Genomic DNA, 14,662 nt, shown 5'->3' on the forward strand with positions numbered 1-14,662 from the left:
TCAGGCCGCCGTCCTGACCGGCGAGGCCTCCGCGACGACGGCCTCCGGCACGACGCGGCGGCGCCGGACCGCCATGACCATCGGGTGGGCGACGCTCCAGGCCGCGCCCTTGCAGATGATCTCCTTGTAGAAGGCGGCGAGCCGGCCGGTCAGGGCCGACCGGACGGCGCGGTCGTCCGCGGTGACGAACTGGATCAGGCCGTCCTTGCGGCCCAGCGAGATGCACTGGTTGTAGTAGCGCACCGGCACGTTCGGGACCTTCCCGCCGGTCAGACGGGCCGCGATGGCGTCGACGGCCTGCCAGGCGGTGAAGACGCCCGAGGCGCACGACATCCGCAGGGGCTTGTCTCCGGGGCCCATCGCCAGGGCCGCGTCGCCGACGGCGTACACGTCCGGGTGCGACAGCGAGCGCATGGTCCGGTCGACGACGATCTGGCCGGTGCCGGTGACCTCCAGGGTGGTGGCCCGGGCGATCGGGTGGACGGCGAAGCCCGTGGTCCACACGGTGACCGCGGCCGGGATGCTCGCGCCGTCGGCGGTGGTGACGTGGTCGGCCTCGACGGCGGTGACGGCGGTGTGCTCGTGGACGGTGATGCCCAGCCGGTCGACGACCTTGCGCAGGTGCCGGGCGCCCTTGGCCGAGAGCCAGTCGCCGAGGCCGCCGCGGGCGGCGAGGGCGACATCGAGGTCCGGGCGGGTCTCGGCGATCTCGGTCACGGCCTCCAGGCCGGTGAGGCCACCGCCGACCACGACCACGGACTCTCCGGCGGCCAGGCCGGCCAGGCGCTCGCGCAGCCGGAGCGCTCCGGGGCGGCCGGCGATCTCGTGGGCGTGCTCGGCGGTACCGGGCACGCCTTGGTCGTTCCAGCCACTGCCGAGGGCGTACACGAGGGTGTCGTACGCCAGTACCTCGTCCTCCCCCACTCCCGCGCCTCCCGGAGCGGCGACGGTGACGGTCTTGCGGTCCACGTCGACGGCGGTGACCTTGCCCTGCTTCAGTGCGACGCCGGTGCCCTCGAACATCTCGCCGAAGGGCCGGGGCGCGAGGTCCTGGCCGACGGCGAACTGGTGCATCCGGACGCGCTCGACGAAGTCGGGCTCGGCGTTGACGAGGGTGATGGCGACGTCTTCGCGGTGCAGTCGCTTGGCGAGACGCCCGGCGGCGGTGGCTCCGGTGTAGCCGGCCCCGAGGACGACGATGCGGTGCTGCATGGCGTGGCTCCTGTCATGACGGCTGTCTTCAGCGGGTTCGCCTCTTGAACCGGGCGGCCCGCCGTTCCCTGACAGGAATCCGATGTGAGCCACATCACATCGCGGCAGGTCGGGTCAGAAGACCGTGAGCAGGGGCTTTCCGTGGTCGCCGGCGGCCCACAGCCGGGTCGCGCGTTCGAGCTTGTCGGGGTTGACCTGGTTGCGGAACGCGGCGATGCCGTCGGCGGAGATCTCCAGGCACATGACGCCGATGACCCGGCCGTCGAGGACCACCACGAGGGCGGGGTCGCCGTTGGCGGTCCAGGCGTAGACGTCGGGCGAGCCGCCGACCAGGGCGCGCTTGGCCGCGCTGGGCTTGAACAGACCCCGCATGAACTTCGCGACCGCGAGGGCGCCCTCGAACGCCCTGGCGCGGGCCGGGACCTTCCCGCCGCCGTCGCCGACCGCGACGGCGTCGCCGGTGAGCAGTTGCACGAGCGGCTCGGTCCGGCCGCTGGCGGCGGCCGCGAGGAACTCGTCGATGATCCGCCGCGCGGCGGCCTCGTCGATCTCGGTGCGGGTGCGGGCCCTGCCGTCGGCGACGTGCTTCTTCGCTCGGTGGAAGATCTGCTGACTGGAGGCCTCGGTGATGTCGAGGATCTCGGCGATCTCCCGGTGCGGATAGTCGAAGGCCTCCCGCAGCACGTACACCGCCCGCTCGTTCGGGGAGAGCCGCTCCAGCAGGACGAGCACCGCGTACGAAACCGATTCACGCTGCTCGGCGGTGTCGGCGGGTCCGAGCATCCGGTCCCCGGCGAGCAGCGGCTCGGGCAGCCACTGACCCACGTACGTCTCCCGCCGGGCACGGGCCGAAGTGAGCTGGTTGAGGCACAGATTGGTGAGGACCTTCGTCAGCCAGGCCTCGGGGACCTCGATTCGGTCGGGGTCGGCGCCCTGCCAGCGCAGGAACGTCTCCTGCACGGCGTCCTCGGCCTCGCTCGCCGATCCCAGGAGCCGGTAGGCCACGGCCTCCAGGCGCGGCCTGAAGGCCTCGAACCGGTCCACGTCGTCCAGGGTCAGGGGCATGCCACGGATCCTAACGTCCCCCGGTTGCGCCGCCTCCCAGATCCAGTCGCGGTTTGGGGGCGTCCAGGCGGCCCGTCTGGGGGCGGCGGCTGCCCGCGCGGTACGGGGCCGGCCAGGTCGCGCCCGGTCCGGTGTAGCCCTGCTCGGCCGCCGCGTGCAGGGTCCAGTGGGGGTCGTAGAGGTGCGGGCGGGCGAGCGCGCAGAGGTCGGTGCGGCCCGCGAGGATCAGGGAGTTGACGTCGTCCCAGGAGGAGATCGCGCCGACGGCGATCACGGGGATGCCGGTGGCGTGGCGGATCCGGTCCGCGAACGGCGTCTGGTACGACCGCCCGAACTCCGGCTGCTCGTCCGCCACGACCTGCCCCGTCGACACGTCGATCGCGTCGGCGCCGTGCGCGGCGAAGGCCCGCGCGATCTCGACGGCGTCCTCGGCGGTCGTCCCACCGTCGGCCCAGTCGGTGGCGGAGATGCGGACGGTCATCGGCCGCTCGCCCGGCCACACGTTGCGTACGGCGTCGAAGACCTCCAGCGGGAAGCGGAGCCGCTTGTCCGGGGAGCCGCCGTAGGCGTCGGTGCGCCGGTTGGTCAGCGGGGAGAGGAACCCGGACAGCAGGTAGCCGTGCGCGCAGTGCAGTTCGAGCAGGTCGAAGCCGGCCCGGGCGGCGCGGACGGCGGATGCCGTGAACTGCTCCCGGATGTCGGTGAGCTGGGCGCGGGACAGCTCGCGCGGCGTCTGGCTGAAGGGCTTGTACGGGAGCGCCGAGGGGGCCACGAGCGGCCAGTTGCCCTCCTCCAGCGGCTCGTCCATGCCCTCCCACATCCGTTTCGTGGAGCCCTTGCGACCGCTGTGGCCGAGCTGCACGCCGATCGCGGTGCCGGGCGCCTGTTCGTGCACGAAGTTCGTGATCCGCTTCCAGGCCTCGGCCTGCCGGCCGGTGTAGAGGCCGGCGCAGCCGGGCGTGATCCTGCCCTCCTCGCTGACGCACACCATCTCGGTCATCACCAGCCCGGCCCCGCCCAGCGCCCGCGCGCCCAGGTGGACGAGGTGGAAGTCGCCGGGGACGCCGTCGGCGGCCGAGTACATGTCCATGGGAGAGACGACGACCCGGTTGCGCAGGGTCAGTCCGCGCAGCCGGAACGGTGTGAACATGGGGGGCGTGCCGGGCGGGCAGCCGAACTCCCGCTCCACCGTCTGTGTGAAGCGGGCGTCGCGCAGCCGCAGGTTGTCGTGCGTGACGCGGCGGCTGCGGGTGAGCAGGTTGAAGGCGAACTGGCGGGGCGGCTGGTCCAGATAGAGGGCGAGGTTCTCGAACCACTCCAGACTGGCGCGTGCCGCGCGCTGTGTGGAGGCGACGACCGGGCGCCGCTCGGCCTCGTAGGCGGCCAGGGCCTCGGGCAGGGAGTCCTGCTCCTCCAGGCAGGCCACGAGCGCCAGGGCGTCCTCGACGGCCAGCTTGGTGCCGGAGCCGATGGAGAAGTGGGCGGTGTGGGCGGCGTCCCCGAGGAGGACGAGGTTGCCGTGCGACCAGCGGTCGTTGACGACCGTGCGGAACGTCGTCCACGTGGAGTTGTTCGACTTCAGGGGGCGGCCGCGGAGCGCTTCCGCGAAGATCTTGGCGCAGCGCTGGACCGACTCCGCCTCGTCGAGCTCGTCGAAACCGGCCGCGCGCCAGACCTCCTCACGCATCTCGATGATCACCGTCGAGGCGTCGGGGGCGTAGGGGTAGCCGTGGAGCTGCATCACTCCGTGTTCGGTCTCGGCGATCTCGAAGCGGAAGGAGTCGAAGGGGAAGTCGGCGGCGAGCCAGATGTAGCGGCAGCGGTGGTTCGTCACCCGGGGGCGGAAGACGTCCGCGTGCCTCTCGCGGGTCGTGCTGTGGACGCCGTCCGCTGCGATGACCAGGTCGTGGGTGCGGGGCAGGTCATCCGGGGCCTCGGTGCGGAACCGGAGGTCGACACCGAGTTCGCGGCAGCGGGCGTGGAGGATCTCCAGGAGGCGCCGGCGGCCGAGGGCCGCGAACCCGTGCCCCGAGGAGGTGTGGCGGGTGTCGCGGTGGACGATGTCGATGTCGTCCCAGCGGGTGAAGTGCCGCTGGAGGGCCTCGTGGACCTGCGGGTCGGCGTGCTCTATGCCGCCGAGCGTCTCGTCGGAGAGGACCACGCCGAAGCCGAAGGTGTCGTCGGGGGCGTTGCGCTCCCAGACGGTGATGTGCCGTTCCGGATCGAGGCGTTTGAGGAGGGCGGCGGCGTAGAGGCCGCCGGGGCCGCCGCCGATGATCGCCACGCGCAGGGGGTGGTTCTCGCCCGTGTGCGGGTGCGGGTCCTCGGTGGCTTGTCGCGCAGTTCCCCGCGCCCCTTCAGGTGCATCCACTATCGTCCGCTCCACTTCGGGGGGCGCTTCTCCGTGAAAGCCGCGTGGAACTCGGCGTAGTCCTCCCCCGTCATCAGGAGCGCCTGGGTCGAGGCGTCGAGCTCGATCGAGGCCGCCAGGGGCATGTCCAGCTCGGACGTCAGGAGGGCCTTGGTCTGGGCGTAGGCCAGGGCCGGGCCCTCCGCCAGGCGGTGGGCCAGTTGCTGTGCGGTCTCGTCCGCCCGGCCCTCCTCCGTCAGTTCGCTGATGAGGCCGATGCGCTCCGCCTCGGTGGCGCGGACCGGGTCGCCCAGCATCAGCAGGCGGGTGGCGTGGCCCAGGCCGACGACCCTGGGCAGGAGGTAGGCCGCGCCCATGTCGCCGCCGGAGAGGCCGACGCGGGTGAAGAGGAAGGCGAAGCGGGCGGTGGGGTCGGCGACGCGGAAGTCCGCGGCCAGGGCGAGGACCGCACCGGCGCCCGCCGCCACGCCGTGCAGCGACGCGATCACCGGGAACGGGCACTCCCGGATCGCGCGGACCACCTGGCCGGTCATCCGGTTGAAGTCCAGGAGCTGGGCGGTGTCCATGCCGAGGGTGGCGCCGATGATCTCGTCGACGTCGCCGCCGGAGCAGAAGCCGCGGCCCCCGCCGGCCAGCACCAGGGCCCGTACGGACCGCTCCCGGGACAGCTCCGCGAGCAGATCGCGCAGGTCGGCGTAGGCGCCGAAGGTGAGCGCGTTGAGTTTCTCGGGGCGGGCCAGGGTGACGGTCGCGACGCCGTCGGCGACGCCGACGCGCAGATGCTCCCAGCCGGGGGTGCGGGCGGCGGAGCCGGTGAAGGGACTCATGACGTGCGGCCTCCTCGGGCGGGCACTGTCTCGCTGAGCTCTACCCCCCGAAGCTATCACTCATCCGTGACTGTCGTCATGAGTGCGCGATAGACCGTCCGGGTAGGACTTCGGTGCGGGCCCGGCGTGACCCGGGCCGGTCACATCCGTCACAGATCGTCCACACCGGCGTAACGGCTGGAGCAGCTGTGCGCGGCACCGCGTTCACCTGGGTAAGCCGTCCGGCAAGGAGGCAAGGGCGCCTCCGGCGGTGCCCCTCGGACGTCCCCGGAGAGCGGCGCCGTACCATTCATCAGGTTGAAAGCAGGATGTCCTGCTCCATGAACGGACCCGCCGTGTACGAACTCTCCTCAGCCCCCGCCTCCTGGCGGATCGCGCTGCCGCACACCGCAGCGGCGGTGCCCGTGGCCCGTGCCCTGGTCCGTACGGCGCTGGCCGAGCTGGAGCACGGCGCGGACTGCGACACCGCGGAGCTGCTCACGGCGGAGCTGGTGGCCAACGCGGTGGAGCACACCACGGGCGAGTCGCCGATAGAGCTGGTCGTGGAGCTCATGCCGTCCGGCTGCCAGGTCGAGGTCCACGACACCGACCCGGCCCCGCCCGGCGACCTCACCTGTCCGGCCGGCGGACCGCCCGACCCCTGGCAGGAGCACGGGCGCGGGCTGCTGCTGATCCGCACCCTGAGCTCCTCCTGCGGGCACCGGCCGACCGAGTCCGGCAAGGCGGTCTGGTTCAGACTGCCTCTGGTACCGGCTCAGCGGCGTCCGTCGGTGTGACCGCGGCGAGCCGGGAGTTCCGCCGCCCGTAGAGCAGGTACAGGGCGGCGCCGACCGCGAGGAACCCGGCGAACTGGATCCACGTCGTCGCACCCGTCTCGTACATCAGGTACAGGCAGAACGCGACACCGAGCAGCGGGGTGACGGGGTACAGCGGCACCCGGAAGGTGCGCGCGAGGCCGGGCTCGCGGCGGCGCAGGGCGATGACCGCGAGGTTGACGACGGCCATGACGGCGAGGGTGCCGATGGTGCACAGGTTGACCACCGCGTCCAGCGGCGCGAAGGCCGCCGGGAGCGCGAAGACGACCGCCACGATCAGGGTGCCGGCGACCGGCGTGGAGGTCTTCGGCGAGACCTTCTCGAAGACGCGCGGGATCAGCCCGTCACGGGACATGGACATCAGGATCCGGGTCTGGCCGTACATCACGGCGAGGACGACCGAGGCGATGGCGACGACCGCGCCGAAGGCGATCACCCCGCCGCCGACGGTGGAGCCGGTGACCTGGTTGACGACGTAGGAGAGTGCCGCCGGGCGGCCGCCGACCGCGTCGCCGCCGATGGCGCCGATCGCGGCGAGTGCGACGGCGCAGTAGAGCAGCGTGACCAGGCCGATGCAGACGAGGATCGCGACGGGGATGTCCCGGCGGGGGTTCTTCGCCTCCTCACCGGCGGTGGTGATCGCGTCGAAGCCGATGTACGAGAAGAAGGCGGCGGTCGTGCCCGCCCCGATGCCGGCCAGGCCCGTCGGCGAGAACGGCGTGAGGTTGCCGTCCTCGAAGGCGGTGAAGCCGATCGCGATGAAGGCCACCAGGACGGCGAGCTTCAGCACGGCCATCGCCGCCGTGGCCCGGGCGCTCTCGCGCACCCCGCGCACCAGCAGGACGGCGGCCATGGCGATGACGATCACGGCCGGGAGGTTCACCACGCCGCCCTCGCCCGGGCCGGCCGACAGGGCCGTGGGCAGGTGCAGGCCGACGAGGCTGTCCAGGAGCTCGTTGACGTACTGGCTCCAGCCGACCGCCACCGCGGACACCGAGACGCCGTACTCCAGCAGCAGGCACCAGCCGACGAGGAAGGCCGTGCCCTCGCCGAGACCGGCGTAGGCGAAGGAGTACGAGGAGCCGGAGACCGGGATCGCGCCGCCCAGCTCGGCGAAGGCGAACGCGGTGAAGACGCAGGTGATCGCGGCGAGCAGGAAGGAGACGACGACGCCCGGTCCGGCCTGGGCGACCGAGTCGGACAGGCCGACGAAGATGCCGGTGCCGACGATGGCGCCGACGCCGAAGCAGATGAGCTGGAAGAGGCCCATCGTGCGCCGGAGGCCGTGGCCTTCGCGGTCGGCGCCGGATTCGGCCACCAGGAGATGGGACGACTTGAAGCGGGGCATGCGGGTGGTGCTCGTTTCTGGTGGTGCGGCAGTGCGACGGGTTCGTCGCGCGGCGGCCGCGGAGAAGGGGTGTTTCCGGGCCGCCGGTCAGCATAAGGCCTGTTCAGGCCAGGGTTGCCACCATGACCGCCTTGATGGTGTGCATCCGGTTCTCCGCTTCGTCGAAGACCACCGAATGGGCCGACTCGAAGACCTCGTCGGAGACCTCCAGGTACTCCAGGTCGTGGGCCGCGTGGATCTCCTGGCCGACCTTGGTGCCGAGGTCGTGGAAGGCGGGCAGGCAGTGCAGGAACTTCACGTCCGGGTTGCCGGTGGCGCGCAGGACGTCCATGGTCACGGCGTAGGGGGCGAGGGCGGCGATGCGCTCGGCCCAGACGTCCTTCGGCTCGCCCATGGAGACCCAGACGTCCGTGGCGACGAAGTCGGCTCCGCGCACGCCGTCACCGACCGTCTCGGTGAGCGTGATGCGGGCGCCGCTGCCGGCGGCGAGCGCGCGGGCCCGGTCGACGACCTCCTCGGCCGGCCAGTACTCCTTCGGCGCGACGAGGCGGACGTCCATGCCGAGCAGGGCGCCGGTGACCAGGTAGGAGTTGCCCATGTTGAAGCGGGCGTCGCCCAGGTAGGCGAAGGAGACCTCCCTGAGCGGCTTGGCGCAGTGCTCGGTCATGGTCAGCACGTCGGCGAGCATCTGGGTGGGGTGCCAGTCGTCGGTGAGCCCGTTGTAGACGGGGACACCGGCGTGCGCCGCCAGCTCCTCCACCTTCTGCTGGCTGTCACCCCGGTACTCGATCGCGTCGTACATCCGGCCCAGCACCCGCGCGGTGTCCTTGACCGACTCCTTGTGCCCGATCTGGGAGCCGGAGGGGTCGAGGTACGTGGTCGAGGCGCCCTGGTCGGCGGCCGCGACCTCGAACGCGCAGCGGGTGCGGGTGGAGGTCTTCTCGAAGATCAGCGCGATGTTCCGGCCCCGCAGGTACTGGGTCTCGGCCCCGGCCTTCTTGGCGGCCTTCAGCTCGGCGGCCAGCTCGACCAGACCGCGGAACTCCTCCTCGGTGAAGTCCAGCTCCTTGAGGAGGTGGCGGCCGGCGAGGGCGGTCGGGACAGTCGCCATGAGGGCGCTCCAGGGATACGGGGACACAGACCTCTGGAATACTATACGAAAGACGGAATGCCTATACAGATGCTGTCGGGGGCCCGGAGCCCCGGGGAACCCCGCCGGCCCTACCGCACCGGATCCCGTTCGACCGGGCAGCTCATGCACCGCGGCCCGCCCCTCCCCCGGCCCAGCTCGCTGCCCGGGATCTCTATCACCTCGATGCCCTGCTTGCGCAGGTGGGTGTTGGTGGTGGAGTTCCGCTCGTAGGCGACCACGACCCCGGGTTCGACGGCGAGGACGTTGCACCCGTCGTCCCACTGCTCGCGCTCGGCCGCGTGCACGTCCTGGGTGGCGGTCAGCACACGGATCTCGTTCAGGCCGAGGGCGGCCGCGATCGCGCGGTGCATGTGCTCCGGCGGATGGTCGGTGACCTTCAGCTCCTTCTCGCCGACGCCCGGTTCGATGGTGTACGAGCGGAGCATGCCGAGGCCCGCGTACTGGGTGAAGGTGTCGCCGTCGACCATCGTCATCACGGTGTCGAGGTGCATGAAGGCACGCCGCTTGGGCATGTCGAGGGCCACGATCGTCTCGGCGGACCCGGCGGCGAACAGCTTGTGCGCGAGCATCTCCACGGCCTGCGGAGTGGTGCGCTCGCTCATGCCGATCAGCACCGCCCCGTTGCCGATGACCAGCACGTCCCCGCCCTCGATGGTGGAGGGGTAGTCGGTCTGGCCCTTCGACCACTCGTGGAACGTCTCGTCGCGGAACAGCGGGTGGTGCCGGTAGATCGCCTCGAAGTGCACGGTCTCGCGCTGCCGGGCGGGCCAGCGCATGGCGTTGATGGACACACCGTCGTAGATCCAGGCGGAGGTGTCACGGGTGAACAGGTGGTTGGGCAGCGGGCCCAGCAGGAAGTCGTCCAGCTCCATGACGTGGAAGCGCACGGAGGTCGGCTCCGGGTGCACGTCGAGGAACTCGCGTTTCGTCATGCCGCCGACCAGGACCTCGGCCAGCTCCCGCGCGGGCATGTTCTCGAAGGCGGCTCTGAGCGGGTCGGTGGCCAGCGGGCCGTACTCCTTCTCGTCGAAGACCCGCTCCAGGACGAGGGATCTGGCCGCCGGGACCTCGAGGGTCTCGGCCAGCAGGTCCCCGAAGAGGTGGACGGCGACACCCCGGTCGCGCAGCACGTCGGCGAACCCGTCGTGCTCGGCGCGGGCCCTGCGCACCCACAGCACGTCGTCGAAGAGCAGCGAGGTCTTGTTGCTGGGGGTGAGCCTTTTGAGCTCGAGATCGGGCCGGTGCAGGATGACGCGGCGCAGCCGCCCGGCCTCGGAGTGGACGTGGTATGCCATGCCTCCATCCTGACCATCGGAGGGCGTATTGACGCGCTCCTCGGCCGTTTCCGTCACCGCCAGTTCTCGTCGCGGCGACGACAAGCGGGGCAGGACCGGCTCACACCCGAGGCGACGGCTCCAGCAGTTCCTCGGGCCGGGCCAGCATCCGGCGGGCCGCACGGCCCGGTTCGACGGTCGTCCGGGCGACGATCCAGCCCGCGAGGGCATGCGGCTCGGCCGGGGCGTCGGCCAGCACGTCCGCGTACCGGGCGAGCGCGGCGGCCGCGTCACCGGCGGCGAGGTGCTCGTCGGCGGTGCGCGGCACGGTGGGACGCGTGGCGAAGCCGTGGGTGCGCGTGTCCGGCCAGGAGGTGCGGTCGGGGCGGAAGCGGAGGTCCGACGGCGCGGAGGCCGGGGCGGCCGGGGCGGGTACGACGTTGCGCAGCCGCCACTCGGTGCGGTGCAGGGCGGCGGCGGTACGCGCCCGGCCCAGTGCGGCCGGGGGGACCTCCTGCCGCAGCCAGCCGTCCAGCGTGCGGGCGAGCCCCGACACCAGGGCGCGGCCCTGAACGGTCAGCCGGCCGCTGGTCAGCAGGGTGCGCACGGCCAGGCGGCTCTGCAGGCGGCGCAGGGCGAAGAAGTATCCGGCGCGCTCGACCGCCTCGGCGCTCAGCGTGTCGGCGCTCAGCGCATCCGCCAGCCGGTCCCGCCAGAAGCCCGCGACGCCGGTGAAGGCGTAGGCGCCGTGCAGCAGACCGGTCAGGTGGCGGGGGTCGGTGCGCCAGGGGGCGTAGTAACGCTCGGCCCGGTCGTCCTCCAGCAGCGGGAACAGGTGCAGGAGGGCGGCGAGTTTGCTGTGCTGGAGCTCGTGCACCAGCGTTTCGGCGAGGGCGATCGCGGAGGCCGGGCGGACGATGAGCATGCCGCCGAAGGAGTCGCCACTGGAGGCCGACACCTGCACGAAGGGCAGCGGGGGCGGGCTGACTCCGGTGCGTCCGAACGGCACGATCGCCCGGATCATGGCGGGGTCGACCCGTCCGGGGCCCGGCGTGCCCGGGCGGGCGAGGATCCGCGCGGCCTCGCCGAACAGCCGCTGCCACTCGAGCGCCTCGTCCTCGTCGAGCCGGGCGGGGGGCAGGTGGTCGTCGAGATCGCGGTAGGGGTCGAGGTCTTCGAGTACGACGGTGCCAGGGGCTCCGCCGTCGGGGCGGGGGTGGGCGAGGGTGCGCAGCGGGAGCCAGGTGCCGGTGCCTTCACGCCGGGTCAGCGGACGGCACGTCACCCGCACCGAGCCGTTCGTGCGGCCCGGCCCCTCGACCGTCAGCTCTCCCCCGGCCGTCGTGGCCCGGCCGACCGCCAGGCCCTGTCCCGCCTCGGGGAGTTGGACCATCCCGAGTCCGGGCAGCGGCAGCCGCCCGTCGGTGAGCGGAACGTCGAAGGCCGTCTCCGTGCCCGCGTGCAGGGATGCCGAGAGGGCCAGCGCGCTCAGGTGGCCCGCCTCCGCCCACAGCGGCGGCCCGGTCGCCGTGCCGTGCACCCGGCGCAGCATGTGGGAGATCCAGCCGCCGGTCGGCGGGGCCAGCAGCAGCCGTTCGACCGGCTCGGGGGCCTTCTCGGCCGCCTCCTTCAGCACCCGCCAGGCCTCGGCGACGGGCGTGAGGGGCGTGGGCAGGGAGTCGAGGTGACCGAGGAGGGTGCGCAGGAGCAGCAACCGCCGTGCCCGCTCTGCCCGTTCGAGGAAGGCGACGGCCGCTGCCGAGCCGCCTCCGGCGGCCAGCTCCGCGAAGAGCCGGTCCGGCATGCGGAAGGGAGCGAGGTGCTGCTCGCTGGTCATCGTCGCGGACCTCCGGTCGCGTTGGCGGACATGCGGGGACCCCGGTGCGCGTACGGGTGCCGCACCGGGGCTCTGCCCTCAGGACGGGCAGCGGTCAATCGGCCCGGGCGCTGGGTCCTCCTTCGCCGCTCCGCATACTGCTGCGGGCGCGCAGCACTTCGGTCAGCAGGCGCGCGGTGGAAGGCAGGGCGGGGAGACCGTCCACGGCGCTCAGGGGCAGCGCCGCGAGGTCCGCCAGATCGGATTCCCAGACATCGGTCCGCGCGGGGGCGACGACCGGTACAGGTGCGGCGGCTCCGGCGTGGTGCAGAGCGGGCGGCTGGTCCAAGATGCTCCCCCTTCTCGCACGGTGGCACGCGATGCCCCGTGTCTTTCCATCATGGCCAATACCCCCCGGGGCGAAAACCGTACGATCACGCCACTGATCATCGGCGATCACTGCGACGCTCCGACGTGGCCGCCAACTCACGTGTCGCGGCGTCGAGTTCCTCTCTCAGTTCCGGATCGTCGTCAAGGGACACCACGGCGTCGAACAGGTCCCACAGCGCGCCCGGGTCCCGCCGGGCGAGCCCGCCGACCAGGTTGACGACATCGGTGCGTGCCCTGCTGTGACGGCGCAGCACGGCTGTGACACGGGGGTTCAGCACGGCGATGAGGGACTGCCGTTCGTCGGGGTCGTGCATCAAGGGGTAGGCGAGGAGGGCCTCCACCACCCGCTGCAACGCCGCGAGGGGGCGCGGCGCGGCGGGCGGTCCGGCCGGGGGCAGGGTCTCGGTGCGGTCGGGGCCCTGGAGCCTGATCTCGGGATGCTGAAGAGTACGGCCCTCTTCCCTGAGGGCCGCGATGCGCGCCCGAACGGCCGGAAACAGTTCCTCCGGATCGGGCGGTGCCGGCAGAGCGGCCGCCCGGCCGGCCAGCAGACCCAGCAGGACGTCGGAGAACAGGCCCGTGGCACGGACGGGGTCGTTGGCCGCCGCCCGGCCCCGGCCTGCGGCGCGCAGCACGGTCTGCCGGTGCGCGTGATCAGGGCGCCCCACCGGCAGGGCCTCGGCGGGCAGCGCCTCCCGGAAGGCGAGGTCCTCCTCGAATGTCTCGCAGGCGTCCACGATCCACAGCTGCTCGCGCAGCCCGGGCACGGCGTCGCCCGCGTACCGGGCGAGCGCGGAGTCCAGGTCGATGCCCACCTTGTCGTCGACGCCCGCGTCCGCGCAGAACAGCCGCAGCCGCCCGGACCTGTCCAGCACGCCGTGCCCGCCCCACCACACCCACAGCATGTCGCCCTGGGCCGGGGACAGTTCGCGCACGAGTACCCGGCGCAGGGTGGCCTGGTCCGCACGTCCGTAGGGGACGTCCGGGGCGTAGGGCGGCAGCGGGCTGAGGTGCAGCCGCAGGTTGGACTCGGGAACCCCGGCGTCCCGCAGCAGCCGCCAGAACCGGACGGCGTCGCGGGCGGGACCGGGCAGTCGCCAGGGGTCGCCGGCCTCGTACGCCTCTATCCCGACGACGAGGGCGTGCACCCGGGCGGGGTCGACGGACGGCAGCGGCCCGGCCCCGGTCACGGCAGACGGTCCGTGATGTGGCGGTACACGGCCGGGTTCGTCCAGTAGGCGCTGTGTGCGGCGGGGAACGGCTGGCCGCTGTCGACGGCCACGTCGGTGACACGGCCCGGGAAGAGTCCCGCGCCGACGTGGCCGAGCAGATCGCGCGGGTCGTACAGGTTCAGCCAGGCGGGGACGTGCGGCGGCAGCGGCGCGGGGTGTTCGAGGGACGGCAGGGAGCCCGACTCGTAGAGGAAGGGCCCTTGGGAGCCCGCCGTCACCAGCAGCCGGACCTGGGGCAGTGGGGCGGATATCAGCGTGTCGAGGGCGATGACGCCACCGAGGCTGTGGCCGACCAGGGCGACGGGCGGCTCCAGGCCGGCGACGAGGGCACGCAGGCCGTCCCGGCAGGCCGAACCCCGGCTCAGATAGCGCAGGATGTCGCCCGCAGCGGGGTGCGCGGCCTCGGTGATGGCACGGCGGCGGCGCTCGACGGCGCGCGCGGCCACCGCTCCGGCCGTCCGCAGCAGGACGGAGCGCAGCCCGCGCTCCGTACCGCCGGGCGGTGCGCCGAGGGCCTCGGCGATCCGGTCGGTGACGGCGTCCCGGGTCTCGGCGACGGGGACCAGCGGGGAGTCGGCGTCGAGGGCGTCGGCGACGAGGCGGGCGGTCAGGCTACGGGCGGCGAGGATGGCGAGGTCCGCCGGGTCGAGGGCTTCGGCGGCGGGGCCGAGCAGGGGGTGGGCGGCGAGATCGGCGGCGGCGCGGGCCAGCCCGGGGCCCGCCTCGGCCCCGGGTTCGTCGCCCCGGGCGGCGAGTGCGGTGAGCAGCGCACGAATGCGCTGCTGCGGCGGCACGGTGCCGGGCGGGCGTTCGACGGCCGGGCCGGAAGCGGCGGCGGCCAGGGCCAGTTCGGCCAGCGGGTCGGTGTAGAGGGCGGCCCATGCCCCGGCCGCCTCGTCGCCGGGGAGCGGTCCTGAGGGGCCTTCGCCGATGCCGCGCGTGGCGCCGGACCGGGGTGGCAGGCTGGCCCCGCCGGCCGCGAGCGTGGCACCGTGTACCGCTCCCCAGGCGTAGGGCACGACGCGAAGGCCGTCGCACTGTCCGGCCAGTCCGGCCGTCACCCGCGCGACCAGCGCGGAGAGGCCCGGCTCGCGGACCCCGGTCCCATGGACGAACACGACCGCCGTCATGCGCCCCCCGTGACACGACCGCCCTTGTG

12 protein-coding genes are annotated in these 14,662 nt (G+C 72.9%); 1 reads left to right on the forward strand and 11 read right to left on the reverse strand.

Going from position 1 to position 14,662, the window contains the following annotated elements; all coding sequences use genetic code 11:
* The 4 genes from HNR57_RS36495 to HNR57_RS36510 form a co-directional block, all read right to left on the reverse strand.
* Positions 1–1,212, reverse strand: coding sequence for an NAD(P)/FAD-dependent oxidoreductase (locus tag HNR57_RS36495; protein ID WP_184567229.1), 1,212 nt, complete (start codon positions 1,210–1,212; stop codon positions 1–3).
* 114 nt (positions 1,213–1,326) lie between these two features.
* On the reverse strand, positions 1,327–2,277 hold the full coding sequence (gene sigJ / locus HNR57_RS36500; protein ID WP_184567231.1) for an RNA polymerase sigma factor SigJ: 951 nt from the start codon (positions 2,275–2,277) through the stop codon (positions 1,327–1,329).
* A 10-nt stretch (positions 2,278–2,287) separates the two neighbouring features.
* Positions 2,288–4,648, reverse strand: coding sequence for a bifunctional salicylyl-CoA 5-hydroxylase/oxidoreductase (locus HNR57_RS36505; protein WP_376772332.1), 2,361 nt, complete (start codon positions 4,646–4,648; stop codon positions 2,288–2,290).
* The gene (locus HNR57_RS36510; RefSeq protein ID WP_184567235.1) at positions 4,648–5,475 is read right to left on the reverse strand and encodes an enoyl-CoA hydratase family protein; all 828 of its coding nucleotides are present in this window, start codon (positions 5,473–5,475) and stop codon (positions 4,648–4,650) included. Before HNR57_RS36510 ends, HNR57_RS36505 begins: the two co-directional genes overlap by 1 nt.
* A gap of 308 nt (positions 5,476–5,783) precedes the next feature.
* Between HNR57_RS36510 and HNR57_RS36515 the strand changes: the two genes are divergently transcribed.
* Complete coding sequence (locus HNR57_RS36515; protein ID WP_184567237.1) at positions 5,784–6,251, forward strand: ATP-binding protein; 468 nt, start codon at positions 5,784–5,786, stop codon at positions 6,249–6,251.
* Here the strand turns inward: HNR57_RS36515 and HNR57_RS36520 are convergent.
* The 7 genes from HNR57_RS36520 to HNR57_RS36550 all read right to left on the reverse strand — a co-directional run bounded on the left by HNR57_RS36520 (position 6,208) and on the right by HNR57_RS36550 (position 14,633).
* Positions 6,208–7,638: an amino acid permease gene (locus HNR57_RS36520; protein ID WP_184567239.1), complete on the reverse strand. Its 1,431-nt coding sequence runs from the start codon at positions 7,636–7,638 to the stop codon at positions 6,208–6,210. The two genes, HNR57_RS36515 and HNR57_RS36520, sit on opposite strands and share 44 nt — an antisense overlap.
* A 103-nt stretch (positions 7,639–7,741) precedes the next feature.
* Positions 7,742–8,749, reverse strand: a complete 1,008-nt coding sequence (gene argF, locus HNR57_RS36525; protein WP_184567241.1) for an ornithine carbamoyltransferase — start codon at positions 8,747–8,749, stop codon at positions 7,742–7,744.
* A 110-nt stretch (positions 8,750–8,859) separates the two neighbouring features.
* Positions 8,860–10,086 (reverse strand): arginine deiminase, encoded by a 1,227-nt coding sequence (locus HNR57_RS36530; RefSeq protein WP_184567243.1) that lies wholly within the window; start codon positions 10,084–10,086, stop codon positions 8,860–8,862.
* Positions 10,087–10,186: 100 nt separating this feature from the next.
* A complete protein-coding gene (locus HNR57_RS36535) occupies positions 10,187–11,902 on the reverse strand; it encodes an HEXXH motif domain-containing protein (protein ID WP_184567245.1) in 1,716 nt (571 codons plus the stop codon).
* Between the two features lie 94 nt (positions 11,903–11,996).
* Complete coding sequence (locus HNR57_RS36540) at positions 11,997–12,230, reverse strand: hypothetical protein (RefSeq protein ID WP_184567247.1); 234 nt, start codon at positions 12,228–12,230, stop codon at positions 11,997–11,999.
* Positions 12,231–12,327: 97 nt separating this feature from the next.
* Positions 12,328–13,461, reverse strand: coding sequence for an effector-associated domain 2-containing protein (locus HNR57_RS36545; RefSeq protein WP_184567249.1), 1,134 nt, complete (start codon positions 13,459–13,461; stop codon positions 12,328–12,330).
* Positions 13,458–14,633, reverse strand: a complete 1,176-nt coding sequence (locus HNR57_RS36550; RefSeq protein WP_184567251.1) for a hypothetical protein — start codon at positions 14,631–14,633, stop codon at positions 13,458–13,460. The genes HNR57_RS36545 and HNR57_RS36550 overlap by 4 nt, the downstream gene beginning before the upstream one ends.
* Between the last annotated feature and the right edge of the window lie 29 nt (positions 14,634–14,662).

Source organism: Streptomyces paradoxus (assembly GCF_014202475.1).
In the GTDB taxonomy this organism is placed as follows: Bacteria; Actinomycetota; Actinomycetes; order Streptomycetales; family Streptomycetaceae; genus Streptomyces; species Streptomyces paradoxus.

Excerpts from the sequence above, each read along its gene's own strand:
- HNR57_RS36495 (WP_184567229.1), bottom strand. The coding sequence starts at position 1,212 with ATGCAGCACCGCATCGTCGTCCTCGGGGCCGGCTACACCGGAGCCACC.
- sigJ (WP_184567231.1), bottom strand. The coding sequence starts at position 2,277 with ATGCCCCTGACCCTGGACGACGTGGACCGGTTCGAGGCCTTCAGGCCG.
- HNR57_RS36510 (WP_184567235.1), bottom strand. The coding sequence starts at position 5,475 with ATGAGTCCCTTCACCGGCTCCGCCGCCCGCACCCCCGGCTGGGAGCAT.
- HNR57_RS36515 (WP_184567237.1), top strand. The coding sequence starts at position 5,784 with ATGTCCTGCTCCATGAACGGACCCGCCGTGTACGAACTCTCCTCAGCC.
- HNR57_RS36520 (WP_184567239.1), bottom strand. The coding sequence starts at position 7,638 with ATGCCCCGCTTCAAGTCGTCCCATCTCCTGGTGGCCGAATCCGGCGCC.
- argF (WP_184567241.1), bottom strand. The coding sequence starts at position 8,749 with ATGGCGACTGTCCCGACCGCCCTCGCCGGCCGCCACCTCCTCAAGGAG.
- HNR57_RS36530 (WP_184567243.1), bottom strand. The coding sequence starts at position 10,086 with ATGGCATACCACGTCCACTCCGAGGCCGGGCGGCTGCGCCGCGTCATC.
- HNR57_RS36535 (WP_184567245.1), bottom strand. The coding sequence starts at position 11,902 with ATGACCAGCGAGCAGCACCTCGCTCCCTTCCGCATGCCGGACCGGCTC.
- HNR57_RS36550 (WP_184567251.1), bottom strand. The coding sequence starts at position 14,633 with ATGACGGCGGTCGTGTTCGTCCATGGGACCGGGGTCCGCGAGCCGGGC.